15 protein-coding genes and 1 other annotated feature are annotated in these 14901 nt (G+C 52.8%); of the genes, 5 read left to right on the top strand and 10 right to left on the bottom strand.

Annotated features, from left to right (window positions below; genetic code table 11):
• The first annotated feature begins 29 nt into the window (after positions 1 to 29).
• From gndA to BMW97_RS14060, 3 genes are all read left to right on the top strand, one after another.
• The gene (gndA, locus tag BMW97_RS14070) at positions 30 to 1436 is read left to right on the top strand and encodes an NADP-dependent phosphogluconate dehydrogenase (RefSeq protein ID WP_045908607.1); all 1407 of its coding nucleotides are present in this window, start codon (positions 30 to 32) and stop codon (positions 1434 to 1436) included.
• A 231-nt stretch (positions 1437 to 1667) separates the two neighbouring features.
• Positions 1668 to 2834, top strand: a complete 1167-nt coding sequence (gene ugd, locus BMW97_RS14065; RefSeq protein WP_045908606.1) for a UDP-glucose 6-dehydrogenase — start codon at positions 1668 to 1670, stop codon at positions 2832 to 2834.
• A 185-nt stretch (positions 2835 to 3019) separates the two neighbouring features.
• Positions 3020 to 4093, top strand: a complete 1074-nt coding sequence (locus BMW97_RS14060; RefSeq protein ID WP_090392952.1) for an acyltransferase family protein — start codon at positions 3020 to 3022, stop codon at positions 4091 to 4093.
• A gap of 258 nt (positions 4094 to 4351) precedes the next feature.
• Here the strand turns inward: BMW97_RS14060 and BMW97_RS14055 are convergent, their stop codons facing one another.
• From BMW97_RS14055 to hisL, 10 genes are all read right to left on the bottom strand, one after another.
• A complete protein-coding gene (locus BMW97_RS14055) occupies positions 4352 to 5356 on the bottom strand; it encodes an NAD-dependent epimerase (protein ID WP_045908604.1) in 1005 nt (334 codons plus the stop codon).
• A gap of 142 nt (positions 5357 to 5498) precedes the next feature.
• Positions 5499 to 6110 carry a bifunctional phosphoribosyl-AMP cyclohydrolase/phosphoribosyl-ATP diphosphatase HisIE gene (hisIE, locus tag BMW97_RS14050; RefSeq protein ID WP_045908603.1) on the bottom strand — a complete coding sequence of 204 codons (612 nt, stop codon included), beginning with the start codon at positions 6108 to 6110 and terminating at the stop codon, positions 5499 to 5501.
• The gene (hisF, locus tag BMW97_RS14045) at positions 6104 to 6880 is read right to left on the bottom strand and encodes an imidazole glycerol phosphate synthase subunit HisF (RefSeq protein WP_045908602.1); all 777 of its coding nucleotides are present in this window, start codon (positions 6878 to 6880) and stop codon (positions 6104 to 6106) included. Before hisF ends, hisIE begins: the two co-directional genes overlap by 7 nt.
• Entirely contained in the window at positions 6862 to 7599 is a 738-nt protein-coding gene (hisA, locus tag BMW97_RS14040) for a 1-(5-phosphoribosyl)-5-[(5-phosphoribosylamino)methylideneamino]imidazole-4-carboxamide isomerase (RefSeq protein ID WP_023616231.1), read from the bottom strand. The genes hisF and hisA overlap by 19 nt, the downstream gene beginning before the upstream one ends.
• Positions 7599 to 8189: an imidazole glycerol phosphate synthase subunit HisH gene (gene hisH, locus BMW97_RS14035; protein WP_045908601.1), complete on the bottom strand. Its 591-nt coding sequence runs from the start codon at positions 8187 to 8189 to the stop codon at positions 7599 to 7601. The genes hisA and hisH overlap by 1 nt, the downstream gene beginning before the upstream one ends.
• On the bottom strand, positions 8189 to 9256 hold the full coding sequence (gene hisB, locus BMW97_RS14030; protein ID WP_045908600.1) for a bifunctional histidinol-phosphatase/imidazoleglycerol-phosphate dehydratase HisB: 1068 nt from the start codon (positions 9254 to 9256) through the stop codon (positions 8189 to 8191). Before hisB ends, hisH begins: the two co-directional genes overlap by 1 nt.
• Positions 9253 to 10314, bottom strand: coding sequence for a histidinol-phosphate transaminase (gene hisC, locus BMW97_RS14025; protein WP_021241431.1), 1062 nt, complete (start codon positions 10312 to 10314; stop codon positions 9253 to 9255). The genes hisB and hisC overlap by 4 nt, the downstream gene beginning before the upstream one ends.
• Entirely contained in the window at positions 10311 to 11615 is a 1305-nt protein-coding gene (gene hisD / locus BMW97_RS14020) for a histidinol dehydrogenase (RefSeq protein WP_045908762.1), read from the bottom strand. The genes hisC and hisD overlap by 4 nt, the downstream gene beginning before the upstream one ends.
• Before the next feature lie 5 nt (positions 11616 to 11620).
• Complete coding sequence (gene hisG, locus BMW97_RS14015) at positions 11621 to 12520, bottom strand: ATP phosphoribosyltransferase (RefSeq protein WP_000886595.1); 900 nt, start codon at positions 12518 to 12520, stop codon at positions 11621 to 11623.
• A gap of 45 nt (positions 12521 to 12565) precedes the next feature.
• Positions 12566 to 12689, bottom strand: a sequence feature (His leader region).
• Positions 12665 to 12715: a his operon leader peptide gene (gene hisL, locus BMW97_RS23920; protein WP_001364200.1), complete on the bottom strand. Its 51-nt coding sequence runs from the start codon at positions 12713 to 12715 to the stop codon at positions 12665 to 12667. (Overlaps the previous feature by 25 nt.)
• Positions 12716 to 12890: 175 nt before the next feature.
• Between hisL and BMW97_RS14010 the strand changes: the two genes are divergently transcribed.
• On the top strand, positions 12891 to 13715 hold the full coding sequence (locus BMW97_RS14010; protein WP_045908599.1) for an SDR family oxidoreductase: 825 nt from the start codon (positions 12891 to 12893) through the stop codon (positions 13713 to 13715).
• Positions 13716 to 13756: 41 nt separating this feature from the next.
• Positions 13757 to 14686, top strand: coding sequence for a LysR substrate-binding domain-containing protein (locus tag BMW97_RS14005; RefSeq protein WP_045908598.1), 930 nt, complete (start codon positions 13757 to 13759; stop codon positions 14684 to 14686).
• Positions 14687 to 14901: the final 215 nt, after the last annotated feature.

The following is a 14901-nucleotide window of genomic DNA, read 5'->3' as shown; positions in this document are numbered from 1 at the left end:
GGCGTATCCACACCTGACAGGAGTACGTAATGTCCAAACAACAAATCGGTGTTGTCGGTATGGCTGTTATGGGGCGCAATCTGGCGCTCAACATCGAAAGCCGTGGCTATACCGTTTCCGTTTTCAACCGTTCCCGTGATAAGACCGAAGAAGTGATTGCCGAGAACCCAGGCAAGAAACTGGTTCCTTTCTATACGGTGAAAGAGTTCGTTGAGTCTCTGGAAACGCCTCGTCGTATCCTGTTAATGGTGAAAGCAGGTGCAGGTACCGATGCTGCTATCGACTCCCTGAAGCCTTACCTCGAAAAAGGCGACATCATCATTGATGGCGGTAACACCTTCTTCCAGGACACCATTCGTCGTAATCGTGAACTGTCTGCTGAAGGCTTCAACTTCATCGGCACCGGTGTTTCCGGTGGTGAAGAGGGCGCGCTGAAAGGCCCATCTATCATGCCTGGCGGCCAGAAAGATGCATACGAGCTGGTTGCACCTATCCTGACCAAAATCGCAGCCGTGGCTGAAGATGGTGAGCCTTGCGTAACCTATATCGGTGCGGACGGTGCAGGTCACTATGTGAAAATGGTGCACAACGGCATCGAATACGGCGATATGCAGCTGATCGCGGAAGCATACTCTCTGCTGAAAGGCGGCCTGAACCTCACCAATGAAGAGCTGGCGGAAACCTTCACCGAGTGGAACAAAGGCGAGCTGAACAGCTACCTGATTGACATCACCAAAGATATCTTCACGAAAAAAGATGAAGAGGGTAAATACCTGGTTGATGTGATTCTGGATGAAGCAGCGAACAAAGGCACCGGTAAATGGACCAGCCAGAGCTCTCTGGATCTGGGTGAACCACTGTCTCTGATCACCGAATCTGTTTTCGCGCGTTACATCTCTTCCCTGAAAGAGCAGCGCGTGGCGGCATCTAAAGTGCTGTCTGGCCCGCAGGCTAAACCAGCGGGTGATAAAGCGGAGTTCGTTGAGAAAGTGCGTCGTGCACTGTACCTGGGGAAAATCGTTTCTTACGCGCAAGGCTTCTCTCAGCTGCGTGCGGCATCAGACGAGAACAACTGGGATCTGAACTATGGTGAGATCGCGAAGATCTTCCGCGCGGGCTGCATCATTCGTGCGCAGTTCCTGCAGAAAATCACCGATGCCTATGCTGAAAACGCCGGTATCGCCAACCTGCTGCTGGCACCGTACTTTAAGAAAATTGCGGACGAATACCAGCAGGCGCTGCGTGACGTGGTTGCCTACGCTGTGCAGAACGGTATCCCGGTTCCGACCTTCTCTGCTGCAGTAGCCTACTACGATAGCTATCGTTCTGCGGTACTGCCGGCTAACCTGATTCAGGCACAGCGTGACTACTTCGGCGCACATACTTACAAGCGTACTGATAAAGAAGGTGTGTTCCACACGGAATGGCTGGATTAATCTGATTTAACCTCAGGTTGTATGCAAACCCGGAGATATTCTCCGGGTTTTTTTTACATCAAAATAATCACCAAATGTTCGAAGTAGTCTGAATGTTGTCACGAGACGGGCTAATCCTCTGGCTTCGCCTTGACAGTCCCACAAGGCAGGAGGTAAAAAGCCCAACAGTCATTGGTTATCATGATGGTCCTCGGGTCATCTTAACAGTTCACTTACAGAAGTTACTCGCAAATGAAAATAACTATTTCCGGTACAGGGTATGTAGGTCTCTCCAACGGTATTCTTATTGCTCAGAATCACGAAGTGGTCGCGCTAGATATCGTTCAGGCCAAAGTGGATATGCTCAATAAGAAGCAGTCCCCGATTGTAGATAAAGAGATTGAAGAGTATCTGGCAACGAAGCCGTTAAACTTCCGCGCTACGACTGACAAGCGTGATGCTTACGTGGGGGCAGAATATGTGATTATCGCCACCCCTACAGATTACGATCCCAAAACCAACTATTTTAATACCTCAAGCGTTGAGTCGGTCATCCGTGATGTCATTGAGTTCAATCCAGATGCGGTCATGATCATTAAATCCACCATTCCGGTTGGTTTTACCCAGTCGGTTAAAGAGAAGTACGGTATCGATAACGTTATTTTCTCGCCAGAATTCTTGCGTGAAGGTCGTGCGCTTTACGATAACCTGCATCCATCACGAATCGTGATTGGCGAACGCTCTGAGCGTGCAGAGCGCTTTGCGGCACTGTTGCAGGAGGGCGCGACGAAGAAAGATATTCCGACGCTCTTTACCGACTCAACAGAAGCGGAAGCCATCAAGCTCTTTGCCAACACCTATCTGGCAATGCGTGTTGCTTACTTCAATGAACTGGACAGCTATGCTGAGAGCCTTGGACTTAACAGTCGTCAGATCATCGAAGGTGTTTGCCTCGATCCACGAATTGGTAACCATTATAACAATCCCTCTTTTGGCTACGGCGGTTACTGTCTGCCTAAAGATACTAAGCAGCTACTGGCAAACTATCACTCCGTTCCAAACAATATTATCTCGGCGATTGTGGACGCCAACCGCACACGTAAAGATTTCGTGGCGGACTCCATTCTTTCCCGTCAGCCTAAAGTGGTGGGCGTCTATCGTCTGATTATGAAAAGTGGATCCGACAACTTCCGCGCTTCATCCATTCAGGGGATCATGAAGCGTATCAAGGCCAAGGGTGTACAGGTCATTATTTATGAACCTGTCATGCAGGAGGACGAGTTCTTCCATTCGCGCGTTGTGCGGGATCTAAATGCATTCAAGCAAGAAGCCGATGTAATCATTTCTAACCGCATGGCTGAAGAACTGGCGGATGTTGCAGATAAAGTCTACACGCGCGATTTATTTGGTAGTGACTGATTGAACATTCTGGCACCCCAACCTATGGTGGTGCCAGTTTGAGCTGTCTATTTATAATTATGCGCATCGTTCCTACCTAAGTGATTTCTCATATCGAATGTCCATTGAATTGCTGATATTTATTCAATAGTATTACATTCGCTATCTATATTTCTGTTTTTGAAATGACCACTGGAATATGATAAATGAACAATAATAATGTAACAACTTCAAATATGCGTCTATTTGCGCCAGATTTCATAAGAGTGATATCATTTTTTATGATCGTATTGTTCCATTATAATGTGGAAATATATTATAACTACCCCGGTTTTTTAAAGCTCGGTGAATTGTCCTATTTCGGTCAGACAATGGGTGATGTTGGCATTTCTATGTTTATCATTATTTCCGGGTTGTCTTTGGTTATCAGCACCAAAGACAATAATGACTATGTTCTTTTTCTGAAAAAAAGAGTGCTTGCAATATTCCCATCGTTTTGGATAAGTTATTTAATTGTTGCTGCACTTATGCTAATTATCAAAGGCAGTTTTGTTGGAGATGGGCATTATTGGAAATTTATTCTCTCAATAATTGGTCTTGATGGCTTTTTTCTTTATCGGATGCAGAACTATTATCTGGTGGGGGAATGGTATACAGGTTATATGATTATCACATATCTATTCTTTCCTGTGCTGTATGAAGCTCTCAAGAAAATGCCAGTAATTGCATGGGGAGTCGTGTCAGCTATATTTTTTGCTGTTGGACTTAACTATCAAAAACTGTTCTCTGTTTATATTAATTGTAATCCTCTTATGCGGTTGCCAGATTTTTTATTTGGCATGAGCTATGCTTATTTTATTTTAAAGGACAAAAAAAATCGTCTCTATGCAATGTTAGCAGGAATGTTAGCCTTAGCTATTGCAGTTCCTGCTCGTGAAAGCATAATGCCGCAACTGTACATGTTAATTTTTGGTGTTTCTTTATTTTCAATAGCTGTTTATTTGATTGAGTTTTTGGGAAGTATAGACTGGCTCAGAAACATTACCAGTTATTTTGCAAAACATGCATTCGTTGCATTTTTATTTCATCATCAGATTCTCTATTTTGTCATGAGTAAAATTGGCGGGCGTATTTCTTCAGGGCTTGAGTCTTTGTGTGTGTTTTTATTTATACTTTTCTCAAGTGTTGTTATGGCAATATTGACGGAGCCCTTAGTCAGGATCTTAACTAAAAAAATGAGAGCTATCTTGTTACCTTCTGTTTCGACTTCCAGTCGTTAATTATACTCATGAAGACGCATCTGGGAAAACGGATGCGTCTTTTACGTTGTTTATTGGAGTTTTGATAGTAAGTTGTCTTATTTTTAAATAGCCAGAAATAAAAATACTGCAACCACGACAAAGCTATCAGGAATGACTTGTGATATATAATTAAAACATGCTGATGTTGGCGGTGTTATATTATTAACCCAAAATGAAAAATCCACCTTTAAAAAGGTGGATAGAGAGGGTTTTTAAATATTATGCCTGTGTATAGTTTTAAAGCTTATAAAAAGCCCGATACCAGTCCACAAAATTCTTCACGCCTTCCTTCACCGACGTTTTCGGCTTAAACCCAATCACGTCATAGAGCGCCGTGGTATCCGCGCTTGTTTCGAGCACGTCACCTGGCTGAACAGGCATCATATTTTTATCCGCTTCTTTGCCTAACGCTTCTTCCAGCGCGGTGATGTAATCCATCAGCTCTACGGGCGCACTGTTGCCAATGTTGTAAACACGGTACGGCGCAGAGCTGGACGCCGGGGACCCTGTTTCAACGGTCCAGTTCGCATCGACCTGAGGGATAACATCCTGCAGGCGAATAATCGCTTCAACAATATCATCGATATAGGTGAAGTCGCGCTTCATCTTGCCATAGTTGTAAACATCAATACTTTTGCCTTCAATCATGGCCTTAGTAAATTTAAACAGCGCCATGTCCGGACGGCCCCATGGCCCATACACGGTGAAAAAGCGCAGGCCGGTCGTCGGGAGATTGTAAAGATGAGAGTAGGTATGCGACATCAGTTCGTTGGATTTTTTCGTCGCGGCATACAAGGAAACCGGGTGATCAACCGAGTCATCGGTGGAGAAAGGCATCTTTCGGTTCAGGCCGTAAACAGAGCTGGAAGAAGCATACAGTAAATGCTGCACCTTGTTGTGTCGGCAGCCTTCCAGTACGTTGAGATGGCCGATAAGGTTTGATTGCGCGTAAGCGTGCGGATTTTCCAGAGAGTAACGTACGCCAGCCTGCGCGGCGAGGTGGATCACGCGGTCAAACTTCTCAGCGGCAAACAACGAGGCCATCCCTTCGCGATCGGCCAGATCCAGCTTATGGAAAGTGAAATTGTCGGATGTAAGCAGATCCAGTCGCGCTTGCTTCAGATTGACATCGTAATAGTCATTAAGGTTATCAATTCCTACAACCTGATGTCCTGCCTGCAGCAGGCGCTCGCTGACGTGGAAACCGATAAAGCCGGCAGCGCCGGTGACCAGAAATTTCATCTTCAACCTCAATGTTAAATGAGTAACTCTTAACGCATAGAATCGTGCGTTTACACTATCGGCTGATGATACCCGCTCACGGAAGGAATGATAACTGCTTTATTACAGGAAAAGGGGAGCGAGCGCTCCCCCGGTAGGATGTTTATTTATGTCTTTTACGTAAATTCTCAATCACCGCCGTCAAATCCAGCGCCTGATCCTGCAGGAGCACCAGCAGGTGATACATCAAATCAGAGGCTTCATTCGTCAGCTCCTCGCGGTCATGCACGGTCGCGGCCAGCGCAGTCTCAACGCCTTCTTCACCCACCTTTTGCGCAATACGCTTGGTTCCGCTGGCGTACAGCTTCGCAGTATAAGAACTCTCAGGATCTGCCGTTTTACGCTCTGCCAGCAACTGCTCCAGTTGATACAGGAACAGCCACTGATGACTCGCCTCGCCGAAGCAGCTGCTGGTGCCCTTATGGCAGGTCGGGCCGATTGGGTTTGCCAGTACCAGCAGGGTATCGTTATCGCAGTCAGGCGTAATGCTGACCACGTTCAGGAAATGACCCGAGGTTTCACCCTTGGTCCACAGGCGCTGTTTCGTGCGGGAGTAAAACGTCACTTTGCCGCTTTCGATTGTTTTCGCCAGCGCGTCCTGGTTCATATAGCCCAGCATCAGCACTTCGCCTGAGATGGCATGCTGGACAACCACCGGCAGTAATCCATCCGTTTTTTCCCAGTCCAGCTGCGCCTGTTGTTGCTCTGTTAACATACCCTGATCTCCACGCCCTGGTCGGCCAGGTACGTTTTTAACTCACCAATATTAATAATCTGTTTGTGGAACACGGAAGCGGCCAGCGCGCCGTCCACGTTCGCATCGCGGAAGGCTTCCAAGAAGTGTTCCATGGTACCCGCGCCGCCGGAGGCAATCAGCGGAACGTGGCAGACTGTACGGACTTTTTTCAGCTGCTCGAGGTCATACCCATTACGCACGCCATCCTGGTTCATCATGTTCAACACAATCTCGCCCGCGCCACGCTTCTGCACTTCCTGCACCCAGTCGAGCGTTTCCCACTGCGTTACGCGCGTGCGGCTTTCGTCACCCGTATATTGATTGACGTGATACTTGCCCGTTGCGGCGTCATACCAGGTGTCGATCCCAACCACAATACACTGCACGCCAAAACGATCGGCGAGGCGAGTAATTAACTCCGGGTCGGCCAGGGCAGGGGAGTTGATGGAAATCTTGTCGGCACCAAACGAGAGAATTTGGGCCGCATCGTCAGCGGATTTAATCCCGCCCGCCACGCAGAACGGAATATCGATCACTTCCGCCACGCGAGCTACCCAGCTTTTGTCGACTACGCGTCCATCGCTGGAGGCGGTGATATCATAAAAGACCAGCTCGTCTGCGCCTTCATCAGCATAGCGTTTTGCCAGCGGGACGATGTCGCCAATGATCTCGTGGTTGCGGAACTGTACGCCTTTCACGACCTGGCCGTCACGTACGTCCAGGCAAGGGATTATCCGTTTTGCCAGCATTGAATCGCCTCCGTCACCGTAAATTTACCTTCCAGCAGGGCTCGGCCCACAATTACGCCCTGTACGCCCGTTCCGCGCAGCGCGGCAATATCGTTTAAATCACCAATTCCGCCCGAAGACTGGAACGCCACCTGCGGATAACGCGCGCAGATCTCTTCATACAGCGAGACGTTGGAGCCCGCCAGCGTGCCGTCACGGGAGATATCCGTGCACAGCACGTGCTTCAGGCCAACGGGGAGATACATCTCGACCAGCGCCTCCAGCGTCACGCCAGAGTTTTCCTGCCAGCCGCTGACCGCCACCTGCTTATTACCTTGTTCATCAATGCGCACGTCCAGCGCCAGTACCAGCGCGTCGGCGCCAAAGCGGCGGAACCAGCCTTTTACGATCTCAGGCTCTTTCACCGCGGTTGAACCGACCACCACGCGCGCTACGCCCGCGTCCAGCAGTGCCGCAACGTCATCTTCTGTACGTACGCCGCCGCCCACCTGTACCGGCACATCAACACCGGCAACCAGATTTTTCAGCAGAGGGATCTGGCGTTTTGCCGGGTCTTTCGCACCTGTTAAATCGACCAGATGCAGCACCTGAGCCCCCTGGGCGGCATAATCCTGCAGACGCGGCAGCGGATCGTTTCCGTAGTCTCGCTGCTGCCCGTAATCGCCCTGATGAAGACGGACAACCGTGCCGTCAATTAAATCTAACGCGGGAATAATCATCACATCTCCAGGAAGTTTTTCAGCAGCTGCGCGCCCGCGGCGCCTGAGCGCTCCGGGTGAAACTGTACGCCGAAGAAATTGTCTTTCTGCACGGCTGCGGTAAACGCCTCGCCGTAAGTGCACTGGGCGATCGTATTCGCGTTCACCGGCATGGCGTAGCTGTGTACGAAGTAAAAATACGCGCCGTCTTCAATGCCGCGAAAAAGCCTGTCGCCCGCTTTGGCGTACACGCGGTTCCAGCCCATATGCGGCAGAGGCAGACCGTGGTCGGTCATCTTCGGCACGTCTTCGTCGATAATGCCCAGCAGGTCAACGCCGTTATTCTCTTCGCTACGGCGGCCAAGAATCTGCATGCCCAGGCAAATCCCCAGCACCGGCTGGGTACAAGCCTTGATGAGATCGACCAGCTCGCGCGCGTGGATCTGATCCATCGCCGCCTGCGCAGTGCCCACGCCCGGCAGGAATAACTTATCGGCACGCAGCACCACGTCCGGGTCACGGCTGACCACCGGCTCGTAGCCGTGGCGCGCAATCGCCGACTTTACGGAGTTCAGGTTGGCGCATCCGGTATCCAGAATCACCACGTTCATTACAGCACTCCTTTTGATGAGGGCAGGGCGTCACCTTCCACGCGGATTGCCTGGCGCAGCGTGCGGCCGAAGGCCTTGAAGAGACTCTCTACGCGGTGGTGGTCGTTCTTGCCTTTGGTCTTCAGGTGCAGCGTCAGGCCCATGGTGTAGGACAATGAACGGAAGAAGTGCTCCACCATTTCGGTGCTCAGATCGCCCACGCGCTGGTAATTGAAGTCTGCTTTATATTCCAGGTGCGGACGTCCGGAGATATCCATCGCACAGCGTGCCAGACACTCGTCCATCGGCAGGACAAAGCCAAAACGGTTGATGCCGCGTTTATCACCGAGCGCCAGCTTGAGGGCTTCACCCAGCGCCAGGCCGGTATCTTCCACGGTATGGTGATCGTCAATATAAAGATCGCCTTTTACCGTGATCTCCATGCGGAAACCGCCGTGGGTGGCAATCTGGTCCAGCATGTGGTCGAAGAAACCCACGCCGGTGTGGATCTTGCTGCCGCCTTCGCGGTCCAGCCAGACCTTCACATCAATCTGCGTCTCTTTGGTGTTACGTTCAACGTGCGAGTAGCGGTCACGTTTTGTCAGTTGTTCGCCAATCATCGCCCAGTTAAGGTTGTTACGGTCGTAGCGAAGCCCTGCGATGCCCATGTTTTCCGCGAGCGTAATATCAGTGATGCGATCGCCGATGACATAGCTGTTAGCCTTATCCAGCACATCCTCTGCCAGATAGCCCTCGACCAGCTTCACCTTTGGCTTACGGCAGTCGCACTCGTCGGCTGGCATGTGCGGGCAAATCAGCACTTCATCAAACACCACGCCCTGAGAGGTCAGCACCTGCATCATTAAATTATGCGGGCCGTCAAAGTCTGCCTGCGGGAAGCTGTCGGTACCCAGACCGTCCTGGTTGGTGATCATCACCAGCTTGTATCCGGCTTTTTGCAGCTTGAGCAGCACCGGGATCACGTCAGGTTCAAACGCCAGCTTGTCGAATCGGTCGACCTGAAAATCAGCTGGTGGCTCCGAAATAAGGGTGCCGTCACGATCGATGAAAAGGATCTTCTGGGTCATACTTTCTCCGCTTTCAGGGCGTCAATTACGCGCTGGCTCTCTGCGCGGGTGCCGACGGTAATGCGCAGGCATCCGCTCAGAGAAGGTTGTTTATTCTGGTCTCGTAAGATAATGCCCTGATCCCACAAAGATTTAAATACGGCGCTGGAGGCGGTAAAGCGCACCAGGATGTAGTTGGTTTCCGAGTCGAATACCTGCTCCACGCACGGGATATCCTTCAGGGCCGTTACCAGGTACTGACGTTCCTCCAGAATTTGCGCCACGCGCTCGCGCATCGCGTTAATCCCCTGAGGCGTCAGCGCCTGTGCCGCAATATCGGCAACCGGCGTCGAGAGGGGGTACGGAGCGATCACCTTCAGCAGCAGGTCGATTACCTCTTTATTCGCCAGGGTGAATCCGCAGCGCAGACCCGCGAGGGCGAAAGCCTTCGACAGCGTACGCAGCACCACCAGGTGAGGATACTCTTCCAGCCAGCCTGCCAGCGTTGCCTGCGGGCAGAACTCGATGTAGGCTTCGTCGGCGACCACCAGCGCTTTTCCGCGCGTCATCTCCAGCAGGGTTCGGATATCCTGTGGGTTAATAATCTGGCCGGTCGGGTTGTTTGGGCTACAGACAAAGACGACTTTTACGCCGTCAAGATTGTCGGCAATGCCCTGCAGATCCAGCTGCCAGTTCTCCAGGGAGAGCACGTTGCGGCACGCCACCCCAAAGGTTTCCGCGCTGACGCTGTACATGCCGTAGGTCGGCTGGCAGTACATGACGGCGTCTTTGCCCGGCTCGCAGAACGCGCGGATCAGCAGCTCAATGCCCTCATCCGCGCCGCGGCTGACCAGCACCTGCTCTGGCTTCACGCCCGCGTACTGGGCGTAGTTTTCGATTACCGCCTTCGGCTGACACTCCGGATAACGGTTCAGCGTTTGCTGCGACAGCTCAAACTGCACCGCCGTTGGATATTCGTTGGCGTTCAGCCAGACATCCCCTTTACCGCCCAGACGACGCGCAGACTGATAGGGCGTCAGGCGACGGACATTTTCGCGGGCTAATTCTTCAATGTTCATGCTTGCTCCTTCAGGGCTGCAACGCGCAGCGTAACGGCATTTTTGTGGGCGGTCAGGCGCTCGGCGGCGGCCAGGGTTTCAATGGTGGACGCCAGTGAGGCAAACCCTTCGCGGGAGAGTTCCTGCACGGTCATGCGTTTCTGGAAATCCGCCAGTCCCAGGCTGGAACAGGTTGAGGTATAGCCATACGTTGGCAGCACGTGGTTGGTGCCGGAGGCGTAATCGCCTGCGGACTCCGGGGACCAGTCGCCGAGGAACACCGAGCCCGCGCTGGTAATGCTGTCGACCAGATCGCGCGCGTTGCGGGTCTGAATAATCAGGTGCTCCGGGCCGTACTGGTTAGAAATGGCAATGCACTGCTCAAGATCGCGCGCCACAATCAGGCGGCTGGCCGCTAACGCCTGGCGTGCCGTGTCGGCGCGGGGCAGATCGGCAAGCTGACGCTCCACGGCTTCGCCCACGCGTTTCGCCATATCGGCATCCGGCGTCAGCAGGATGACCTGCGAATCCGGGCCGTGTTCCGCCTGGGAAAGCAGGTCAGACGCGACGAAATCCGGCGTGGCGCCGCTGTCGGCAATCACCAGCACCTCAGACGGGCCGGCAGGCATATCGATGGCCGCGCCGTCCAGACGCTGGCTGACCTGACGCTTAGCCTCGGTTACATACGCATTGCCCGGGCCAAAGATTTTGTCGACCTTGGGAATGGATTCCGTGCCGAACGCCAGGGCTGAAATCGCCTGCGCGCCGCCCACTTTATAGACCGCCTGCACGCCGCACAGCTTCGCCGCATACAGGATCTCGTCGGCTATCGGTGGCGGCGAGCACAGCACCACTTTCTGACACCCGGCAATGCGCGCGGGTGTCGCCAGCATCAGTACGGTGGAGAAAAGCGGGGCAGAGCCGCCAGGAATATAGAGGCCGACGGAGGCAACCGGGCGGGTCACCTGCTGGCAACGCACGCCGGGCAGGGTTTCCACATCTACGGTCTGCAGCTTTTGCGCGGTGTGGAAAGTATCAATGTTTTTCACCGCAACGGCCATCGCCTGTTTGATGTCATCTCCCAGACGATTGCTGGCATCAGTCATTTCCTGCTCGGTAACCTGTAATGCGCCAACTTCCGTCTTATCAAACTTTGCACTGTATTCACGCAGCGCGTCATCGCCGCGGGCTTTGACGTTATCCAGGATCTCCGCCACGGTGCGCGAGATGCTTTCAGAGGCGGAAATCGCCGGGCGCATCAGCAGCTCGCGCTGCTGTGCGTCGCTACAGGTATTCCAGTCGATGATTGTGTTAAAGCTCATGGCCATTACTCCATCATCTTCTCAATCGGCAGCACCAGGATGGAGCTTGCGCCCAGCGCCTTCAGTTTTTCCATGGTTTCCCAGAACAGGGTTTCGCTGCTCACCATGTGCATCGCCACGCGCTGCTGATCGCCCGCCAGCGGCAGGATGGTTGGGCGCTCGGCGCCCGGCAGCAGGGCAATGACTTCATCCAGACGCTCGGTTGGGGCGTGCATCATGATGTATTTGGATTCACGCGCCTGAATGACGCCCTGAATACGGGTCAGCAGTTTGTCGATCAGCTGCTGCTTAGCGTCGGCCATCTCGCCGTCACGCTGAATCAGGCACGCTTTGGAGCGGTAGATCACCTCCACTTCGCGCAGACCGTTTGCTTCCAGCGTCGCGCCGGTAGAGACCAGGTCACAGATGGCGTCCGCGAGACCCGCACGCGGCGCCACTTCAACAGAACCGTTCAGCAGACAGGATTTAAACTGCACGCCTTTCTGATCCAGATAGCGCTTTAACAGGTGAGGGTAGGAGGTGGCGATACGTTTGCCGTTCAGCGCGGCCGGGCCGTCCCACGCTTCATCAACCGGCGTTGCCAGCGACAGGCGGCAGCCGCCGAAGTCCAGACGACGCAGGGTGAAGTAACGCGGGTCTTCGCCCTGCGCGCGGCGGGTTAGCAGCTCTTCTTCCAGCACGTTTTCGCCGATGATGCCGAGGTCAACGACGCCATCCATGACCAGGCCGGGAATATCGTCATCACGCACGCGCAGAATGTCGATGGGCATGTTTTCAGCCAGAGCAATCAGGCGCTGGGTGTGCAGGTTAATTTTAATCCCGCAGCGGGCCAGCAGTTCGCGTGAATCGTCACTCAAACGGCCTGATTTTTGAATAGCTATGCGTAAACGTGAGTTATCTAACATTCTTTATTCCTCGTTAACCTGTTTTAACCTGTCTGAAAGCGGTCCAAAAAAAAGCCCCCGGAAGAAGATCTTCCGGGGGCTTTTTCATGCGTTCATGCACCACTGGAAGATCCAAACGTCTTCCAGCACACATCGCCTGAAAGACTAGTCAGGATGATGGTGATGATGGTGGTGTTTAAATTGAACGCGTGTCATATAAATTCTCGATGAATGCTTATTCATTTGATGTCTTTTAACCTAAACCAGTTGTGCGACATATTGCAAGGGCTTTTTTTGATCATTAATTCATTTCATATTGATGCTATGAATTGTGTGTTCTGCCGGGCTGGCGTAGCCTTATGAAAGACGAGTAAGAGTCAGGAGAATTCGCATGAAAAAGGTCGCGATTGTCGGTTTAGGATGGCTGGGAATGCCGCTGGCGATGTCATTAGCCGCGAAAGGCTGGCAGGTGACCGGGAGCAAGACCACCCGAGATGGGGTCGAAGCGGCGCGCATGTGCGGTATTGATGGCGTTGAACTGCGTCTGGAGCCGGAACTGGTGTGTGATGCGGACGATCTGGACACCCTGATGAACGTCGATGCGCTGGTGATTACGCTACCCGCGCGGCGCAGCGGCCCGGGCGAATCATTTTACCTGCAGGCGATGCAGGAGATCGTCGACAGCGCGCTGGCGCATCATGTTCCGCGCATTATTTTTACCAGTTCGACGTCGGTGTATGGTGAGGTTGAGGGCGTGGTAAAAGAGACTTCCGAGCGCCGTCCCGTTACAGCGAGCGGTCAGGTTCTGAAAGAGCTGGAAGACTGGCTGCATCATCTTCCCGGCACTCAGGTTGATATCGTACGTCTGGCGGGGCTGGTAGGCCCGGGTCGTCATCCGGGACGCTTTTTTGCCGGGAAGTCGGCGCCAGATGGCCAACATGTTGTCAACCTTGTGCATCTTGATGATGTGGTTGGCGCGATTGAGCTACTCTTACAGGCTCCGAAAGGCGGACACATCTATAATATATGTGCACCGTCTCATCCGGCGCGCAGCACGTTTTACCCGCTGATGGCACGTCAGCTGGGCTTGGCTCCGCCGGTCTTTGGTGAGGCAAAGGATGGCAGTAAAGGCAAAATTGTTGATGGCAATCGCATTTGTCATGAGCTGGGGTTTGAGTATCAGTATCCCGATCCGCTGGTGATGCCCATGGAATAAATCCCGCAGCGGAGACCGTCGCACACCGAAAGGGGGCGAGCATGAAACCGCTGCTGGATGTTCTTATTATTCTGGATGCACTGGAAAAAGAGGGAAGCTTTGCCGCTGCGTCGGCAAAGCTCTACAAAACCCCTTCGGCCCTGAGCTATACCGTCCAAAAACTGGAAAGCGACCTCAATATCCAGATCCTCGATCGCTCCGGGCATCGCGCCCGTTTTACCCGCACCGGACAGATGCTGCTGGAAAAAGGCCGTGAAGTCCTCCATACCGTTCGTGAACTCGAAAAACAGGCCGTCAAACTTCACCAGGGATGGGAAAACGAGCTGGTGATTGGCGTGGATGACACTTTCCCGTTTTCTCTCCTGACGCCGCTGATTGAGGCCTTCTATCAACACCACAGCGTGACGCGGCTGATCTTTATCAACGGCGTGCTGGGGGGCTCCTGGGATGCCCTAACCCAGGGCAGGGCGGATATTTTTGTCGGTGCACTCCACGAGCCTCCCCAGTTGAGTGAGTTTGGCTTTGCGCGTCTGGGCGTGCTGGAGCAGGTGTTCGCCGTAGCGCCCCATCATCCGCTGGCTCAGGAAGCTGAGCCGCTTAACCGCCGCGTGATTAAAGGCTACCGCGCCATCGTGGTCGGGGACAGCTCTCGCCCGGAATGTGCGGTTTCCTCGCAGCTGCTCGACGAGCAGGAGGCCATCACCGTTTTCGACTTTAAAACCAAGCTGGAGCTGCAAATCAGCGGTCTGGGCTGCGGTTATTTGCCCCGCTATCTGGCACAGCGGTACATTGACAGCGGTGCGCTTGTTGAAAAACAGGTACTTGCTCAAAACAGCCATGAATCGGTATGGGTGGGCTGGAATGAACAGACCGCCGGGCTCGCCAGCGCCTGGTGGCGGGACGAAATTTTAGCAAATAGTGCTATCGCTGCTGTATATGCTCAGGGCAGTGCCGAGAAATCAGCCAGTTAGAAAAAAGAAAATTACCCGCTGCGTTGCAAAGTATTGCCTTTTGTATCCGATGTGGGGCAAAATGCGGCCGCTGCAACCAAATGAATAATCGACGATATAAAAGGCGTCGGTTATTTTTTTTTGCATGTACGAAACGAAACTAAAAACCAAGAGGCCGGGCTTCGTACCGGATAGATATTTACTAAAATCCGACAGTTGTTGTCGCTGAGGAAGAA

It is taken from the genome of Enterobacter sp. NFIX58 (assembly GCF_900110475.1).
GTDB lineage: Bacteria > Pseudomonadota > Gammaproteobacteria > Enterobacterales > Enterobacteriaceae > Enterobacter > Enterobacter quasiroggenkampii.
The sequence above is the reverse complement of the archived record's forward strand: the minus strand, read 5'-3'. Positions and strand labels throughout refer to the sequence as shown.

Coding starts and splice junctions, on each gene's coding strand:
- hisF (WP_045908602.1), bottom strand. CDS start 6,880: ATGCTGGCAAAACGGATAATCCCTTGCCTGGACGTACGTGACGGCCAG.
- BMW97_RS14005 (WP_045908598.1), top strand. CDS start 13,757: ATGAAACCGCTGCTGGATGTTCTTATTATTCTGGATGCACTGGAAAAA.
- hisG (WP_000886595.1), bottom strand. CDS start 12,520: ATGTTAGATAACTCACGTTTACGCATAGCTATTCAAAAATCAGGCCGT.
- BMW97_RS14010 (WP_045908599.1), top strand. CDS start 12,891: ATGAAAAAGGTCGCGATTGTCGGTTTAGGATGGCTGGGAATGCCGCTG.
- BMW97_RS14055 (WP_045908604.1), bottom strand. CDS start 5,356: ATGAAATTTCTGGTCACCGGCGCTGCCGGCTTTATCGGTTTCCACGTC.
- hisD (WP_045908762.1), bottom strand. CDS start 11,615: ATGAGCTTTAACACAATCATCGACTGGAATACCTGTAGCGACGCACAG.
- BMW97_RS14060 (WP_090392952.1), top strand. CDS start 3,020: ATGAACAATAATAATGTAACAACTTCAAATATGCGTCTATTTGCGCCA.
- hisH (WP_045908601.1), bottom strand. CDS start 8,189: ATGAACGTGGTGATTCTGGATACCGGATGCGCCAACCTGAACTCCGTA.
- hisIE (WP_045908603.1), bottom strand. CDS start 6,110: ATGTTAACAGAGCAACAACAGGCGCAGCTGGACTGGGAAAAAACGGAT.
- gndA (WP_045908607.1), top strand. CDS start 30: ATGTCCAAACAACAAATCGGTGTTGTCGGTATGGCTGTTATGGGGCGC.
- ugd (WP_045908606.1), top strand. CDS start 1,668: ATGAAAATAACTATTTCCGGTACAGGGTATGTAGGTCTCTCCAACGGT.
- hisA (WP_023616231.1), bottom strand. CDS start 7,599: ATGATTATTCCCGCGTTAGATTTAATTGACGGCACGGTTGTCCGTCTT.
- hisC (WP_021241431.1), bottom strand. CDS start 10,314: ATGAACATTGAAGAATTAGCCCGCGAAAATGTCCGTCGCCTGACGCCC.
- hisB (WP_045908600.1), bottom strand. CDS start 9,256: ATGACCCAGAAGATCCTTTTCATCGATCGTGACGGCACCCTTATTTCG.